The organism is Salinicoccus sp. CNSTN-B1 (assembly GCF_054792835.1).
This window is the reverse complement of sequence record NZ_JBTWMN010000004.1, coordinates 784,163-801,014: the sequence shown is the minus strand read 5'-3', so window position 1 is coordinate 801,014 and position 16,852 is coordinate 784,163. Positions and strand designations below refer to the sequence as shown.

Sequence of the window (16,852 nt, the reverse complement as noted above, 5' to 3'; positions counted from 1 at the left end):
CCCTTAGGCTACTGCAGCAGAAACCCTTCAGGCATCGTGTCGGACGGTTCCAATACAAAGTTGTTGAAGCCGCTTATATTCGCTTTTCCGGATATCTTTGCGATGATCGAGCTGTATTCGCCGACAGTCGTTTCAGCGGTCACTTCCCCTTTGAAAATTCCCCCGGTGATGCTCCGGTTCATGAACGCGTCCCCCACCCCGATGGTTGAATCATTAAAGAGTTGGGCTGCTTTCGCACTCGTGCCCGTGCCGCACGGGGAACGGTCGATTTGCTTATCTGCAAAAATCGTGACGTTCTTCCACGTTCCAGGTTCTTTCAATTCTTCCGAAAAGATGACGCCGTAGATGCCGTTCAAGTCTTCCTCGAGTGGATGCTGGATGGTATATTTTTTCTCGACTTCCGCTTTGATCGCTGCACCCCAGTTTTTGAATTCAGTCAGATTCTTACGTCTTTGTGTTAAATTTAGAAGACTGTTGTTAAGAAACACATAAAATGCGCCGCCAAAAACCACATCGGCGTTCAGCTGCTTCCCCTCAACATCAGAGTGATATCTTCCAGATAGACGAATGAAGGGACGTTTTCAAATGTAACCAAAAGTTCTTCATCCACGTCATATTGCGCATGGGCAATGACTTTTCCTGCCGGGCTGTCTATCACAAACCTTCTCTTATCGGAATTGTCCCGAAGGCGCCCGTCTCGATCATCACAGTGACGACCGCAATAATGCCGTGCCCGCACATCGTGCTCCATCCCTCGTTATGCATGAATAGCACGCCGAAATCGGAATCTTCCTGTGCCGGGGGTGTAATGATGCAGCCGTACATCCCTTCATGCCCCTTGGTTCATTCATCAAAAACTTTCGGATACCGTCAAGATTTTCCATGCAGTAGGCACGGCGTTCCAGCTGTGTCTCTCCTTTAATGGTTGGCAACCCGCTCATGATGATCCGAAGCGGCTCTCCTGCCACATGCATGTCGATGGTATTGATCATTCTTTTGAAGTTCAATTCATTCCCTCCTTTTCCTTGTTATAGAGTATAAAGAAATTTTCGTGCCACTATTTTCCGGTTAGACGCATTGCCTGCTTTTCGATATACTGGAAAGAATCAAAATTTTGGAGGACTACTATTATGACCATCGATTATACATCAGAAAAAATGCACTGATTTCCAATCTTAAAGAAAATGCGGTTGATGCCGTACTCATCACCGATCCGTCAAACATCTATTATATGACCGGCTTCTTTGCCGATCCCCATGAGCGCTACATGTCGCTCTTCATCGATGTAGAAAGTAAGGAAACGCACCTTTTCCTTCCGGCGCTCGATAAGGACGCAGCAGAAGTTGCGGATGCAGACCATATCATCCCGATTTCTGATGAAGAAGGTCCATTCGCCATCATAAAAGACACCATCAAAAGTGACGTGAAGACAATGGGAATCGAGATGAATGTCGTCACTGTCGCCCACCACAATGGACTGAAAGATGTCTTCCCCGAAGCACGCTTCACCGATATCCAGGAAGTGCTGAATCTGCAGCGGACATTCAAGAGCCGTGAAGATGTCGACGGCATGAAAGAAGCCGTGCGCATCATTGAAACCGTGCTCACAGAAGGTCTTAAAACCATTAAAGCAGGCATGACTGAAGCCCAGCTCGTCGCCCAATTCGAATACTTGATGAAAGTCCATGGCGCTGCCGGCCCATCATTCTCCACCATGGTCCTGGCCGGCGAGAAAGCTGCACTGCCGCACGGCACCCCGGGCGACAGAACGCTTGAAAACGGTGATTTCCTGCTCATCGATTTTGGTGTCATCACTCATGACCGCTACTGCTCGGACATCACGCGCACCTTCATCATCGGCGAAGCGACCGACAAGCAAAAGATATCTATAATATCGTCAAGGCTGCCACAGAAGCCGGTGTTGACGCCGTTAGAGCTGGCGTGCCACTCAAGGAATTCGACATCGCAGCGCGCAGCGTCATCGAGTCCCACGGCTACGGCGAATACTTCAATAACCGCGTCGGGCATGGCCTCGGCATCGAAGTCCATGAGGCTCCGTCCATCCATCACTTGAACGAAGATGTCGCCAAACCTGGCATGCTGTTCACCATCGAGCCTGGCATCTACATCCCCGGCTATGGCGGTGTCCGCATAGAGGAAGAAGTGTACATCAACGAAGCCGGAGAAGCGGAAGTCCTCACCACTTTCCCGACGGAATTGCAGACGATAAAAATCTAATGCTATCTCAACAAATAAATAACTGACTGCCCCTGTCCGATATATTTTAATATCGGACAGTTTTTTATCTACTCCACCATTAATCCATTAGTGTGAAGACGATCAGCATCCATTATTAAGTAGTTTATGTAATCACTTTAAATAATCTGAATTTTAAAATATAATGGAGCGATAGAACATTTTACATGCATTCTGATACTAGTATGAACAAAAGGAGTGGAAATTGATGAGTGGATTAGGTGGATTGAACAAATCACCAAATGGTGTGGGAATCGGGCTTGTACAGCTACAGTTGCCTGTAACCGAAACTAAAGAGGACTTGAAAGCACAGACGGAAAAGGTATGTGAGATGGTGCGTAAGGCGAAGCGGTTCACCGCCCCAACTGATATCGTCGTCTTCCCGGAATACATGCTGCACGGTTTGTCCATGAGCATGGACGACGCGATCATGTGCGATATTGACGGCCCGGAAGTCCAGGCGTTTAAGGATGTCTGCAAGGAAAACGAAATATGGGGCTGCTTCTCCATCATGGAATATAACCCCAACGACAATCCCTACAACACAGGATTGATCATCGACGATAAAGGCGAGATCAAACTGAATTTCCGCAAACTGCACCCATGGGTGCCTGTAGAACCATGGGAACCAGGTGACCTCGGCCTGCCTGTATGCGAAGGGCCGAACAGTTCCACACTCGGTCTGGCAATATGCCATGACGGCATGTTCCCTGAAGTCACCCGCGAACTTGCCTATAAAGGCGCCGACATCATACTTAGAACGGCTGGCTATACTGCACCCATCCACCATTCGTGGCGCATCACCAACCAATCCAACGCCTTCTGCAACTTGGCCTACACCGCTTCAGTCGCCATGTGCGGCAGTGATGGAACGAACGATTCCATGGGCGAAGGCATGATCGTCAACTTCGACGGCGTGCCGATGGTCGAAGGCAGCAACCGCCCTGATGAGATCATCACCGGCGAAGTCAGGCCGGACCTGGTCCGTGAAGCGCGGACGCATTGGGCTTTGGAAAATAATATGTATCAGTTGGGCCACCGCGGTTATGTTGCGGTCGAAGGTGGCGTCACCGACGCGCCCTACACTTATATGACGGACCTTCAAAACGGTACTTACAGATTGCCTTGGGAAGACGACATCGTCCATACAGATGGTCAGGATTATGGGTTCCCTGCACCAAGGAAGAAGTAGGTTTCAATACAACACCATCAACGGCACAACAAAACCACTGGTCCATTTAGACCAGCGGTTCTTTTCTCGGTAATTTGATTCACCACTTCTTTATAAGCAATGATTATTCCGCCCTCTTCTTCCCGAAATAAAGGAGACCAGCAAGCAACCCGATCAGCAGCATGGCTGAAGCAAATATAAGGAAAGGGATCGGGCCGAACTGGAAGATGAGCGGTGCGGATAGCGCAGTGACGAGCCCACCGCCAAGGAATGGTTCAAAGACCAGCTGCTTGTAGCCAAAACCTTCAAGGGCAGGCGATTCCGTCTCGGGGTCGGCCACACGGACCAGCATCAGGCCGGTGGCTGTCACCCCGGTCGACTGACCAAAGTCACCGATGGCTCGCTCCAGCCAATAGTCCGGCAGCATCCTTGGACCGAATACAAAGAATCCGAAGACATTCCATACGATGCCGAATAACGCCAGCAACAGAAATGGCACCAGATACTCACCCAGCACAGCCAAGGAAACAGTCGCAATCGCACTGGTGATGAGGATATCAAGGGCAAATCCTTGTATAGTTGTAATCATCTGTCTATCTACAAGACGGGCTGTATCGTATTTGTCCACGAAGAATTGAACAGCCAATCCCCCAACATCGCCAGCGGGAACAGCGGGACATATGTCATAAAGTTCGAGCCGAATGAGGCAGCTTCCAGCCATTTAAGGCCTTCAAGAAGAAGGTAACCGATAAAGATGGCAAGGCCCACTATCGCAAAATGAAATGTAAGTGTTTCAATAGATTCGGCGCGTACCGTCTTTTCAGGACCGGAACCACGATCTTCCTCCTCAACGATACCTGCTTTCTTCGTAGCTGACATTCCTTTTACATTACTGATGATTTCCGTCTTGTTCCGACGGACACCCCAGTTGATTAGGACAATACCGAAAATTACCCCACTCAGAATACCGACGGTGGCCATCCCGACAGCGAGGTCATAGGCTTCAGGGAACCCGAGTTCTGCGAATGTCTCCTGTAGGCCGGCCGCTGTACCGTGGCCGCCCTCAAAGCCGATTTCAACAAGCGCACCGACAAACGGCGGCAAATCATAAAACGGCACTAATATGAGAATTGTCAGCAGCAGACCAATGACATACTGACCCCAACCCAAGGTCCAGCCGAATGCCAGTTGTGGCCCACCGACATTCCATATTCTCTTAACATTGGGTAAAACTGTGCCGATGAACAGCGTTGCAAACACGATATTAATCATAAGACCTGGAAGTGACGACCAGACTTCCATAATTTCTTCAGTTAATATCCCGGTTGTCCAGAACGAATCCTCCCCGACAAAGTTTCCAGCGATCCGCCCCAGTACTCCTGGTCCTAAAAACAGTGCGACGAACCCTCCAATGACGGACGCCGGGAGGAAAAGATTCTGCATCAATTCCACGCGCATCCGGATCCATTTTCCGATGAGGAGGAAAATCCCTAGACAAAGCAGCGCAAATCCGATATGTTCCGGACTCATATTTACACTCCTCCCAATAAACTAAAAAAAGTATAATCATCGCATATTACCTTTTGTAAACAATAGGTATTATTATCCTCCTCTTCCCGACAATGATATTATGGAAACGTGAAACCAATGACAAAATGGATGGGTATATGAGTAATAATCGGTACAACCGCAAAATCGACCCTGAAAATTTCGAGGAGGCTTTCCTAGAGGAAAACCCGACGTCCATATATGACCAGTGCATTGTGGACTTCAAACCCATCATCGTCCTCGACCTGCTCGAGAAGATGGTGCATGGCTACAACCAGGAGGATCGAGCAGTAAGCTGGAGCCCGTCTCCTCCTCGAGGAGCACCAGCATCATTTGTGGCGCGATCAGATTGATAAGAGCGCTGAGCGTCTATTTCGATTCGGCAGCCCACTCACCCCGGAGTTTCTGAGAAAAGTGTTCAAGTTTTTGAAAGGAGCAGTTGATATGGAGACCATATACTTAGCCGGCGGATGCCTATGGGGCGTCCAGGCTTTCATCAAGACCCTGCCAGGCGTCAAAGCGACAGAGGCCGGGCGGGCCAACGGCACGAGCGACACACTCGAAGGCGCCTATGACGGCTACGCCGAGTGCGTGAAGACAGAATTTGATCCGGCAGTCATCTCCGTCGATCGATTGATGCGCCACCTGTTCGAGGTCATCGACCCGTACAGTGTGGACCGTCAGGGGAAGATGTCGGCAGAAAATACCGGACCGGATTATATAGCGAAGATCCAGTGCATCTGGAAGCAGCGAACGCCTTCATAAAGCAGAGGGAGGATCACGCGAAAATCGCCGTCGAAGTCCTCCCCCTCACCAACTATGTAAGAAGTAGAGAGGAGCATCAGGACCGTCTGGATAGATGCCCCGATGACTATTGCCATATCCCGAAGGAATTATTGATGAAGTACCGATGAGCGCCACTGTCATTACTAGTGGAGCCCTGCCCCTCCTCCCCATTGCACTGGATTCCCGAAGGTAATAGTGTTATAATACAAGTAACAAATAGGATGCTGTACATGAAACACCGAACCCCCAATCTATGCCAGTAGATTGGGGTTTTATTTGGTGTATTGACTGCGTCATCTGGTCAGTCATCACGATTCTCGAGCCAATAGGCGAACAACGTGAGGGCTACACCTGTAATGACAGGTGCAACCAAGACTTCAAATAGGGTGCTGTACATGACTTCACCTCCTTCCATGCTGCCACAGCACGGAAGTGGACCAGATGACTGCCATCATTTTATCATAGATACACCCTTTCCTTATTGATGCCGGATACTATCCAATCTACAATTTTAAGCCTTCCCCTCTTCAGTCCGGTACACGATATCCGCCGTCCTTTCCACAAAATACTTATCATGCAAAGTCAGGATGACTGTCCCTTCATAGGCTTCGACGAATGACTCCAATGCTTCACTCGTGTCATTAACGTTCGAGTCGTATGATATGAGAAATGATGATGCCATATAAAAACCCCTTCAGATACTTTTCTGAAGGGGCCTTTAAATATAAATATATAGTGTTTTAATCTCCAATATTCTTATTTAGTTTTGACCTGATTCATTCCGGTGGACTGGGTGGATTATACCCGTCATATGGTGCACCACTTCCTGATCCTTCAAGCTCCGGTGCATCTGTTTCATATAGTTCCATGCTCGATCCCCCACCATTTTGTTCAATCAGGCTCGTGTCTTTCTCTGGATGCTCTTCGAGGATCTCTAATTGATCACGGTATAAATAATCGATTTCTTTCAATCCATCCAGAGGTTCAGGGTTATAGAAACGCAGAAGATCTTTCATCAGAACTTCGTCGGAATGGCTTAATTCTTCTCTCGCATTATCTCTATAGCGATAAAGCTCTTCCAATTCTTCTTCGGTTAATTGATCCTGCAGCGCCTCCCCTGTCTCTGTATCATAGATATCCTCTCCTAAGAAAGTATATTCCGGCGTCACCACACGTCCATCTCTGAGTGGGACGGTATTATCGTGTTCTTCTGATAAAATATCCTGTCCCATAAATAGATAGCCATCTGTTTTCATGCCGAGTAGATGCATTAAGGTTGGAAGCATGTCCACCTGACCACTGTATGTGTCGAACACTTCACCATTTTCAACGCCGGGGACATGCATAATGAACGGCACTCTTTGCATTTGAGTATCATGGTATTGATTCCACTCCTGCGGATCTTCACCCACTAAAGGTGCCAATGCCGGGTTTCTCATCTCGGAAATACCATAATGGTCACCATACATGACGATGATCGAATCCTCATATAAGCCGCTTGACTTCAAGTAATTGAAAAATTCCTCCAAAGCCTGGTCAGCATAATGTGCTGTAACGAAATAATTGTTGATTGTGCCATCCTCGGTTTGGGCAGCTGGAAACTCCACATTTTCCTCGTCCAGTGGATAAGGGAAGTGATGAGAGACGGTAAGGAACTTGGAGTAGAATGGTTGAGGCAACTGTTCAAGATACTCCACCGAATCATGGAAAAATAATTTATCTTTCAAGCCATATTCCATTGATCTGTCTCCGGACACATCATAAAACTCGGAATCAAAGAAGAAGTCATAGCCGAAACTTTGGTAAGTATCCGTCCTGTTCCAAAAAGAGCCGACGTTTCCGTGAAAAGCAGCTGAGGTGTAGCCCCCATGCTGCGCTAGAATATTTGGCGCTGAATGGAATGTATTTGTGGATCCCAATGATTGAAACATACTGCCTTGAGGAAGACCATACAATGACAACTCCCCTAAAACTTCAGCGTCTGATGACTTGCCTTGGCCAGTCTGATGGAAAAAGTTCTCAAAACTATATGAGGCCTCATTGTCATATAGACTCGAAAGGAATGGCATGACTTCGTGAGTTTCACCATATTCATCTTCCAGCTCGTAATCAATTAAAAACTGCTGCACACTTTCCAATCCAATCATAATAACATTACGGCCCTCTGCCGCCCCAAAATATTCTGGGTTTGGCGCTGCATGATTTTCGGCCGAAAAGTTAAACACCTTCGCTAAATCTGACTCGTCGGCACTCACTCGCATTTGGCTTTTTTGCGATGCTTGGAACACATCATAACCGGTAAAGAAATTCAAACCTAAATATTTGACGATATAGTTCCTGTCAAAAGTGCGCGTCAATAATTGAGGGCGATCGATCTCCGCCAATATCAGGTTCCCTGCCAAAAGCAGGACACCCACTAATGTAACGAAGGCTTTGGTACGCCTCTTCTGTTCTTTCCTATCTTCGGCGAGCGGTGCCTCCTTTTTATAGAAGAATAGATAGCCAAACAACATGAGATCGACCCAATATAACACGTCCCAGACCCGCATCATTTCAAATGTGGAAGTGAATAAGGCGCTGGTCACATTATTGGTACCCGATACGATATTGAATGTCAGGAAATCAGCGAATTCCCTGTAATAGAGTATGTTCACATATAATAATAGAGTCATGAGCAGTAATATTACGAACATTGCCCACTTCCTTAAACGTGAGCTACTGAAAAATAGCGCAATCGACAACAATATGACGCCGGTCGCAACCGGGTTGATGAATAATATGATGTTTTCGAATATACCGGATACACCTAAACTGAATTCAATCCAGTAAGCCATGTATGTTTTCAACCAGAATAAAAAAAGGAAAAGGATGAAATATCCATAGCGTCTATTCAATAATTCTTTTATTTTTGACATGCTTTCACTTCCCTATTCTCTATCTTATCTCCTAACCTCTAATGGGCCGTAAAGGTTCCATAGAGAGTATTCATAATGAATTAAGATAGAGTAAAATATAAAAGATTCTTCAAATGGCATGGAGGGTTTGATGACGGACAGTAAGTTAAGTTGAAATGTCTTAATATCAAGAGTGGCGATCATTCAACACCAATCTATGAACAGTTACTGCATCGTCTTCAACGAAGTATTCTCCCTTATGTAGAGTCTCTATAGGTGATTTCATTCTTTTTACTCAATATGTCATAATTTTACAAATATTTAACGGAATTTATCATTACTCTTTATTATAGAACAACATGTGGTTTTTAAGCAAAAAATACTCGTTTATTATCAATGACATCTACAAATATTTTATGAAGTAAACCGGTTCCTATAAGGGGTCTACTCCATTGTTCGGTTATGCCGCATGACATTACGTCCCTTAAGGAACACAACCGGTTCAGTAAGAATTGCGAAATGGAATGATAAATAAAAGGAGACTCCCCTATAGTAGAAAGTATTGGAGCAGAGCAATCTGCTCCTTTTTATGGACGTTTAAAGAAATGGTTAGTTTCAGTCAGAAGCGGTAAAAAGATAGTAATCACTATATGGAGGGATGAAGATGAAACGTGCTGATGATATAGAAGTCATTCCAATAAAGGTCGAGGACGATGGCAAGATACCCAACCACCCCGCTTTTCCCCTTCTGATCTATAAAAACGTATTTGAGGATGGGGATGACATCCCAGCCATACTCAACTCCAATGACTGGTCGGGGAATGGCTCGGCTCTGTCCATCCTTTCCACCACTATCACAGCAACACCCACGAAGTGCTTGCGGTCAAAGAAGGTTCTGCCACACTGCAGCTTGGTGGCGCACAAGGCGAGATGGTCGAAGCGATGCAAGGCGACGTCATCATCCTGCCGGCAGGCTACGGGCATAAGCGGATTGATGCGAGTAATGATTATGCAAACTACGGCGCCTATCCAGGCGATGTCGATTTTGATATGAACTATGGCAAGGCGGAAGAAAGACCTGAAACGATCGACAATATCGCACAAGTCCCACTCCCCGATTACGACCCCGTATTCGGTCAGAACGGTCCACTTTTTGACCATTGGAAACGCTGATGCCGTCATGAAAATGAAAGGCATATAAGTTTAACATCCTGATTTTAGAGAAGATATGTAGGAGATCATTTAAACCGAATAGGAGCTGTCTAAAAATGAAAACAAATTTTGATTTGGTTGTAGTCGGTACAGGTTCTGCCGCATCCACTGCCGCAATGGAATGCAGGGAAGCGGGATGGGAAGTTGCCATGATTGATTCACGACCGTTTGGAGGCACTTGTCCTTTAAGAGGATGCGACCCTAAAAAAGTGCTTGTAGGCGCAGCAGAGATGATCGACGGTGTGGAAAGAATGAGCGGCAAAGGGGTGGCTCCCGGTGCGGCCATCAACTGGTCCGAATTGATGGCGTTCAAGCGGACGTTCACAGAACCGGTGCCCGACGGAACAGTCAAGAAGCTGCATGAGGCAGGCATCCATACGTTCCACGGACAGGCTTCCTTTGTAGATGAAGAAACGATTCAAGTTGGAGAAGATCAGCTTACAGGCAAGCACATTTTGATTGCGAGCGGTGCAAAGCCGGTCGAGCTGCCAATCGAAGGGACCGAACATCTGACCTATAGCGATGAGTTCCTGGAACTGGATGCACTGCCTTCAAAAGTGATTTTTGTCGGTGGTGGATATATCTCGTTCGAGTTTGCCCATATCGCAGCCCGTGCCGGTGCCGAAGTGCACATCATCCAACGTGGGGCGCAACCACTTAAGGAATTTGAACCGGGGCTGGTCGACCTGCTGGTGAAAAGTTCTGAAGAAAACGGTATTCAAATCCACTTGAACACAGAAGTCAAATCCATTGAGAAGGCGGGATCTTCCTTTACGGTCGAAGGCACAAAAGATGACGAATCCTTCAAACTGGAAGGTGACCTCGTCGTCCATGGCGCAGGCCGTGTCCCTGAAATCGATGATCTGGATCTTAAAAAAGGAAATGTCGACCGGGAGAAAAAGGGCGTCTCCGTCAATGAGTATCTGCAAAGTGTCAGCAACCCCCGTGTGTATGCAGCGGGAGATGCAGCAGCGACAAAAGGGCTGCCCCTGACTCCGATTGCTTCCATGGAATCCCAGGTCGTCGCGGCCAATCTACTCGGCGGAAATCAGCGCACACCAAACTATGAAGTAATGCCAAGCGTTGTATTTTCACTGCCAAAACTCTCGGCAGTGGGATTGTCGGAAGAAGCGGCCAGAGAACAAGGCTACAACATCAGGGTCAATAAAATTGATACTTCGGAATGGTATACCTACAAGCGGACAAATGAAAAGTACGCAATGGTCAAAATCATTATCGATGAAGATTCCGATCAGGTGCTTGGCGCCCACCTGCTCAGCCGGGAAGCGGATGAACTCATCAATCATTTCGCCACTGCGATTCAGTTCAATCTGAAAACAGAGGACCTTAAACAGATGATGTATGCCTACCCGACTGCTGCTTCTGATCTCGGTTCCATGCTTTAAAAAATTGAATCCGCCCCAATATAAATAAATCACCAGACGCGAATATCCCCACATACTTTTGTAGATGGGGGATATTTGTGTTTTATTTCTGCAGATCAATCAGCCACTTCTTACCTTCCAGTTGATCGAGACGTGACGCCATCGCTTTCGATGCACTATGCAGTTTCTTCTACAGTTTATTATGGTATAATGCGCAGAGGATTTCAGTGACATCAAAATGATTACGAGGTGGATAAATGGACTGGTTTTTCTTCGATTATATATTTGATACTTATATACTCAGCATCATCACTACAGTCATCATAATTTTAAATATCCTGCTGGCGATCAGCCTCATCTTTCTTGAACGGCGCAATGCACAAAGCCTTTGGGCATGGCTGTTGATTTTGTTCTTCCTGCCCATCATAGGGTTCATCCTATACATGCTGTTTGGCCGCACCATATACAGAAAAAGCATATTCACCATTCCAGAAGATGAGAAATTGGGCATGTCTCACCTTGTTGAAAATCAGCTGAAAGACTTGGAAGATGGGTCATTCGAGTTTCCAAATGCAACCACAAAAAAATATCACCAGATGATCCACATGATGCTCTATAACGACCAGTCCTTCCTGACGACGAACAACAGCATCCAGACATTTACAAACGGACGGGATAAATTCGATTCCCTGCTTGAAGATATCCGCAACGCAACAGACCACATCCACTTCCAGTACTACATCCTAAAATTGGATGGCATCGGCCAGACGCTCTATGATGCGCTGCTCGAAAAACAGAAGGAAGGCGTCACGGTCAAAATCCTTTATGATGACATGGGGTCCCGTGGCCTTAATCTAAAAAGTTTTGGCACGCTCAAAAAAGAAGGCGGGGACGCCAAATCATTCTTCTCCAGCATATTTCCATTGATCAATCCACGTGTGAACAATCGGAACCACCGAAAGATTGTCGTGATTGATGGGAAGATCGGATACGTTGGTGGATTCAACGTAGGCGATGAATATTTGGGACGGGATAAGAAGTTCGGCTTCTGCGCGATACGCATTTAAAACTACAGGGGAATGCGGTCAGATCGCTCCAACTCCGCTTCCTGCTGGATTGGAATTCGCAGCCTGGCGGAGATCGCATAGAAAATGAAGATCGCTATTTTCCTGAAGTACCCTCCCACGGCGAAAAACCAATCCAGATCGTCACCAGTGGCCCTGATGAGGAATGGGAGCAGATTAAATATGGGTATATGCAAATGATACACAGCGCTAAAGACTCCATATATATCCAAACACCCTATTTCATCCCAGATCAAGCCTTCTTTGAAGCATTGAAAATTGCCATTTTAAGTGGGGTCAAGGTCCACCTTATGATTCCGAGCTTCCCAGACCATCCCTTCGTCTATTGGGCGACATATTCCAATGCCGGCACGCTGGTCGAAATGGGCGCGATCGTGCACACCTATGAAAAAGGCTTCAACCACCAGAAGATCGTTATGGTGGATGATGAAGTCCTCAGCATCGGCACAACGAATGTCGATGTCAGAAGCTTCTCCTTGAATTTTGAAGTCAATGCTTTCATATATGATAAAGAGCAAGCCAAGCATTACCGTGAGATATACGAAGCTGATATTCAGGATGCCACTCTGCTCACTGAAGAAAAATATAAAGCCCGCAGCAATTGGATCAAAGTGAAAGAAGGATTCGCGCAGCTTGTGTCGCCGATTCTTTAGGAGTACGATTATAAAAAACTCAATAACATTAAGAAGCACCCCTGAAGTTGAATGCCAGAACTCAACTTTAGGGGTGCTTTCGTATACTTAGAAATCCAATCATTTCTCGTTGCCTTTATTTTTCTCAGGTTTAAAGTCAATGACCTCTTTAGCGATCATGCCAAGCATACTGACCATTACGCCAACCCCCACGACCAAGTACATCATGGTGAATATCTTTCCGGCGTTGGTGGCGGGTGCCATTCCTATATCTACACTACTCGGAACCAGGCTCACCACTCCAAAATAGATCGCATCCAACACGTTCCACCCTTCTACGCCAGTATAAAATAATGTTCCGGATAAAAGGATCAGAAATAGCGTGAACAATAAGGATTTAAACACCGGACGAGCGAATGCTTTGCCAATGGCTTTCAATAAGCGTAGTGCAGTTAAAAAGAATGAAATCATATCTTTGTATTATCTCCATTATTTAAGTTTATGTTTCTTGTTGAATTATACTCTAAATTATCCTTTTATATTGATTGATTATTATATCGAAAAAGTTATAATCTGTTTTTCTTTTACATCATAAATTCACTTGGGATATTTTTCTTTATTCTTTTCAAGTTTTTTTAAGATGGCGTCTTCCATATCAATACCAATATCATCGGCCATCATCAGACCATAGATGAATACATCAGCCAACTCTTCCTCTATATTCTGTCGATTGTCCTCGAGGCCTTTTTCTGGAGACATCCATTGAAAATTTTCAAGAAGTTCCGATGCTTCAAGTGAAAGGGACAATGCAAGATCTTTAGGGTTATGGTATTTTCTCCAATCCCTCTCATCTCTAAATTTATTAATTTCTTCTATCAATTCATCCATTCTCCGTTCCTCCTCGGTATTTCTTTTTTAACACAGATTGCAACTTCTTATCACTCGCATAAACATAAAGCCCTTTGACGCCTCTCTTCATCAACACATTGATGGAATTTAATATAATCTGTTCTTTCATTTCTTCTGTATTGTATTCGACCTTGGCTTTAGAAGATGTTCTGAAAGCTTCTCGGTCCTTATATTTTTGGGGTAAAAGTTTCAACTCTTCCTTTTCTTCATCATATGAAACCGATGGCCCCAATATAACCCCCACATAGTTTAAGTCAAAACCTTGTATCGTATATATAGATCCTACTTCTTTTACCGTTTCAGGATGTTCTGCCCAAGTTTCTTTATAGTGAGTCCTATTCCAAACTCCTTTGAATCCAGGCTCCTCTACATAATACTCTTCCCCATTTTTCTTATGCTCATAATCAAAAGTTGCGACTACCCGCGAGAGCTGGTATGTTTCATCTTTTTCTTGAATAGCTTCGAACATTTCTGTAGCATCGTCAAAAAACTTCAGTTCATAATCCCCAGTCTTTTCAGGGAATGGCTTGATCTTCTTATCGACAAAGGCATCTATCCAATCAACCACTTCTGGATCCGCCTGTATCCTGAATTGATCAGTAAGTTCATAGTGCTTTGTTATTGCTCCTTCCGTCATTTCTTCAAGGAGATTACTGGACCAATGGCTTTTTAGTTTCAAGAATTGTTTTTCATCGAAGACTACAATCGTTACTTTGCTTCTTAAACTGATGTCCCGTAATTGGTTCTCTCCGGAATAGTCATTGTATTTATCCTCTCTCGACAAGAGAAGATGCGCTTCATCGACAAATGTGATATCAGCCACTTCTCCAGTCTTATCCATTTGGTTAATAAAGGTTGTTGGTTTCTTAAAGTTTTTCTTTTTGAGATTAGGTAAACTCTCAGAGATAGATTCGTATGTCTTAATCATTTCATTATGATTTACTAACAAGAAATTATTTGTATTTTTCAGTGGTGAATCTTTCTCTTTACTTAAATCTTGGATGGCATTGAAGGTTGAACTCAGAACCACACTCTTTCCTGTGCCCGCATCTCCTTTAACAAGAAACACTGAACGTTCATCTGTATTGATGTGATGTTTACAGAAATCGAGTATTTCCTCCTTCAGTTCTACTTGTGATTCCGAAAGTTCTTTATAAGGAGAGAGCTTAAAGACATCTTTATTCTGCAAATATTCCAGTGTATTATCTGCAAGGTCATCAGCCCTTAGACGCTCCCACAACTCTCTGAAGATACCCTCGTTATACTTGTGTTTATCATAATAATTATGCGTCACCGCATTTGTAGTCTGACTCACATTTTTCAATATATATTTATTATCTGCTATAAAATAGTTGATCAGATTTGTCTCTATATTATAAGTAGCGGACTGATTAAACATTTCATGAGCAATCAGAAGAACTTTGTCCATGTCTTTTTTCTTTTTATCTTTAAGATGCGCTTTCATTCTTCGTCTCATCTGAACAGTCTGCCCAATATAAACATGCTTCTTTTTGTCATTATTATGGAGGATATAGACAATAGGATAATTGTTGTAGTCCATGCTTTTTAAAGTATCTACGCTTTTGTTGTCGAATGGGAATGACTTTAGTTCTAACCCTTTCATATTTACACCTCTAATACGGTTGTTAAGAATATTTTACCATATTGATTAAAATCTATTTTATCGTAGCATTAATCTGCTGAAAAATTATAATTATACAACTTTCTGAAGTCTATCGTTAATCTTAAGAACTTTTAACTGCTTACCTCTGCATATAATTTCATCGCACTTCCATTCTCCTTGCACAGCATTAAAAATCCCCGTTTTTTGGGAAAATGCTTACCTTAATAATCCTCCAAACCCCTTGCCAGCCGTGGGCTCAAGTGGATAGATTTCTGTTTATTAGGACTAATAGCAAAAGAGTTGTAATATGCCATCATTATCTAGTATTATGAATCGGTGCTACTCAAGTGGCATACAAAAGGAGGGTTAATATGATAGGTCTTAAAAAATTGGGGAAAATGAATTTCGAGAAGATGCGGTTATTCATGTCACCGGTCTTCACGGTGCAGACGTTGTTGAACATCGCTGCTGTGATCATCGGTTCGTTCCTTTTTTCTGTAGGCGTCAATGCCTTCATGATTTCGGGCAACCTTGGGGAAGGTGGCGTCACGGGCCTGGCCATCATACTCCTGTATGCATTTGACATTTCGCCGGCCATTTCGACTTTGGTACTGAATGGCATCCTGCTTCTGGTGGGCTTCAGATACCTTTCAAGACGGGCGATGTACTACACGATATTTGCCGTCATCCTGATGTCGTTCTTCCTCGGGTTGACTGAGCCGATCACACTTCAGACGGATGAAGTGATGCTGAACGTCATCTTCGGCGGCCTGTTCATCGGGATGGGGAACGGCCTCGTCATACGGATCGGCGCGACGACGGCAGGGTCTGCGATACTGGGCCGGATCGCCCACAAATATCTGGATGTAAAGATCGCAAATGCCGTCCTCGCATTTGACCTCGTGGTCATCCTGCTCAGCTTGACGGTCCTGCCGGTCGAAAAAGTACTGTTGACCATCGTGGCCATGTATATCGCGGTGAAGGTGATGGACTTCATCATAGAAGGGATGAATCCTAAAAAGGCCATCACCATCATCTCCAAGCATCCCGAAATGCTCGGCAGGCTGATCAACAGTGAAATCGGCCGCGGCGTGACGATGATGAGCGGCAAAGGATTCTATGCCCGCGAGGAGAACGATATCCTCTACGTCGTCATCAACAAAAACAAACTGACCCGCCTCAAACGGCTCATCAAGAAATATGATGAAAATGCGTTTGTCGTGGTGAATGATGTCAACAGTGTCCTTGGCAGTTCGTTCGTATAAAATAGACGCAGCACCTCTGGGGTTTAGCCCCGGGGTGCTGTTTTTATATAACTTTTTAGGTCGATTGCACGAGAGAGCGGGTATA

The 16,852-nt window shown here is 45.1% G+C and carries 13 protein-coding genes and 4 pseudogenes; 8 read left to right on the top strand and 9 right to left on the bottom strand.

Features of this window, described 5'->3' with window-relative positions:
* Positions 1-8: 8 nt before the first annotated feature.
* Positions 9-1,007 (bottom strand): annotated as a pseudogene (locus tag ACYF68_RS04640) (proline racemase family protein).
* A gap of 107 nt (positions 1,008-1,114) precedes the next feature.
* On the opposite strand from ACYF68_RS04640, the pseudogene ACYF68_RS04635 reads away from it, so the two are divergent.
* A pseudogene (locus ACYF68_RS04635) lies at positions 1,115-2,238 on the top strand (M24 family metallopeptidase).
* A 226-nt stretch (positions 2,239-2,464) separates the two neighbouring features.
* Positions 2,465-3,448 (top strand): formamidase, encoded by a 984-nt coding sequence (locus ACYF68_RS04630; protein WP_461045543.1) that lies wholly within the window; start codon positions 2,465-2,467, stop codon positions 3,446-3,448.
* A gap of 103 nt (positions 3,449-3,551) precedes the next feature.
* On the opposite strand, the gene ACYF68_RS04625 is transcribed toward ACYF68_RS04630, so the two are convergent.
* Positions 3,552-4,073, bottom strand: coding sequence for a hypothetical protein (locus ACYF68_RS04625; protein WP_461045542.1), 522 nt, complete (start codon positions 4,071-4,073; stop codon positions 3,552-3,554).
* Complete coding sequence (locus ACYF68_RS04620; protein WP_461045541.1) at positions 4,025-4,957, bottom strand: sodium/glutamate symporter; 933 nt, start codon at positions 4,955-4,957, stop codon at positions 4,025-4,027. The genes ACYF68_RS04625 and ACYF68_RS04620 overlap by 49 nt, the downstream gene beginning before the upstream one ends.
* Positions 4,958-5,094: 137 nt before the next feature.
* Here ACYF68_RS04620 and ACYF68_RS04615 point away from each other — a divergent pair, with 137 nt between their 5' ends.
* A complete protein-coding gene (locus ACYF68_RS04615) occupies positions 5,095-5,328 on the top strand; it encodes a hypothetical protein (protein ID WP_461045540.1) in 234 nt (77 codons plus the stop codon).
* A gap of 91 nt (positions 5,329-5,419) precedes the next feature.
* Positions 5,420-5,889, top strand: a pseudogene (locus ACYF68_RS04610) (peptide-methionine (S)-S-oxide reductase).
* 173 nt (positions 5,890-6,062) lie between these two features.
* Here ACYF68_RS04610 and ACYF68_RS04605 read toward each other — a convergent pair.
* The 3 genes from ACYF68_RS04605 to ACYF68_RS04595 all read right to left on the bottom strand — a co-directional run bounded on the left by ACYF68_RS04605 (position 6,063) and on the right by ACYF68_RS04595 (position 8,676).
* On the bottom strand, positions 6,063-6,158 hold the full coding sequence (locus ACYF68_RS04605; RefSeq protein ID WP_461045539.1) for a type I toxin-antitoxin system Fst family toxin: 96 nt from the start codon (positions 6,156-6,158) through the stop codon (positions 6,063-6,065).
* A 114-nt stretch (positions 6,159-6,272) separates the two neighbouring features.
* The gene (locus ACYF68_RS04600; protein WP_344701728.1) at positions 6,273-6,443 is read right to left on the bottom strand and encodes a hypothetical protein; all 171 of its coding nucleotides are present in this window, start codon (positions 6,441-6,443) and stop codon (positions 6,273-6,275) included.
* Positions 6,444-6,537: 94 nt separating this feature from the next.
* Positions 6,538-8,676, bottom strand: coding sequence for an LTA synthase family protein (locus ACYF68_RS04595; protein WP_461045538.1), 2,139 nt, complete (start codon positions 8,674-8,676; stop codon positions 6,538-6,540).
* An 852-nt stretch (positions 8,677-9,528) separates the two neighbouring features.
* On the opposite strand from ACYF68_RS04595, the gene ACYF68_RS04590 reads away from it, so the two are divergent.
* The 3 genes and pseudogenes from ACYF68_RS04590 to cls all read left to right on the top strand — a co-directional run bounded on the left by ACYF68_RS04590 (position 9,529) and on the right by cls (position 12,990).
* Complete coding sequence (locus tag ACYF68_RS04590) at positions 9,529-9,828, top strand: hypothetical protein (RefSeq protein WP_461045537.1); 300 nt, start codon at positions 9,529-9,531, stop codon at positions 9,826-9,828.
* Between the two features lie 95 nt (positions 9,829-9,923).
* The gene (locus ACYF68_RS04585) at positions 9,924-11,273 is read left to right on the top strand and encodes a dihydrolipoyl dehydrogenase family protein (protein WP_461045536.1); all 1,350 of its coding nucleotides are present in this window, start codon (positions 9,924-9,926) and stop codon (positions 11,271-11,273) included.
* A 236-nt stretch (positions 11,274-11,509) separates the two neighbouring features.
* Positions 11,510-12,990 (top strand): annotated as a pseudogene (gene cls, locus ACYF68_RS04580) (cardiolipin synthase).
* Positions 12,991-13,089: 99 nt separating this feature from the next.
* Here the strand turns inward: cls and ACYF68_RS04575 are convergent.
* From ACYF68_RS04575 to ACYF68_RS04565, 3 genes are all read right to left on the bottom strand, one after another.
* A complete protein-coding gene (locus ACYF68_RS04575; protein ID WP_461045535.1) occupies positions 13,090-13,440 on the bottom strand; it encodes an ion channel in 351 nt (116 codons plus the stop codon).
* A gap of 126 nt (positions 13,441-13,566) precedes the next feature.
* Positions 13,567-13,857, bottom strand: coding sequence for a nucleotide pyrophosphohydrolase (locus ACYF68_RS04570; protein ID WP_461045534.1), 291 nt, complete (start codon positions 13,855-13,857; stop codon positions 13,567-13,569).
* Positions 13,850-15,502, bottom strand: a complete 1,653-nt coding sequence (locus ACYF68_RS04565) for a DUF2075 domain-containing protein (protein WP_461045533.1) — start codon at positions 15,500-15,502, stop codon at positions 13,850-13,852. Before ACYF68_RS04565 ends, ACYF68_RS04570 begins: the two co-directional genes overlap by 8 nt.
* 425 nt (positions 15,503-15,927) lie before the next feature.
* On the opposite strand from ACYF68_RS04565, the gene ACYF68_RS04560 reads away from it, so the two are divergent.
* Positions 15,928-16,767 carry a YitT family protein gene (locus ACYF68_RS04560; RefSeq protein ID WP_461047491.1) on the top strand — a complete coding sequence of 280 codons (840 nt, stop codon included), beginning with the start codon at positions 15,928-15,930 and terminating at the stop codon, positions 16,765-16,767.
* Positions 16,768-16,852 lie beyond the last annotated feature (85 nt).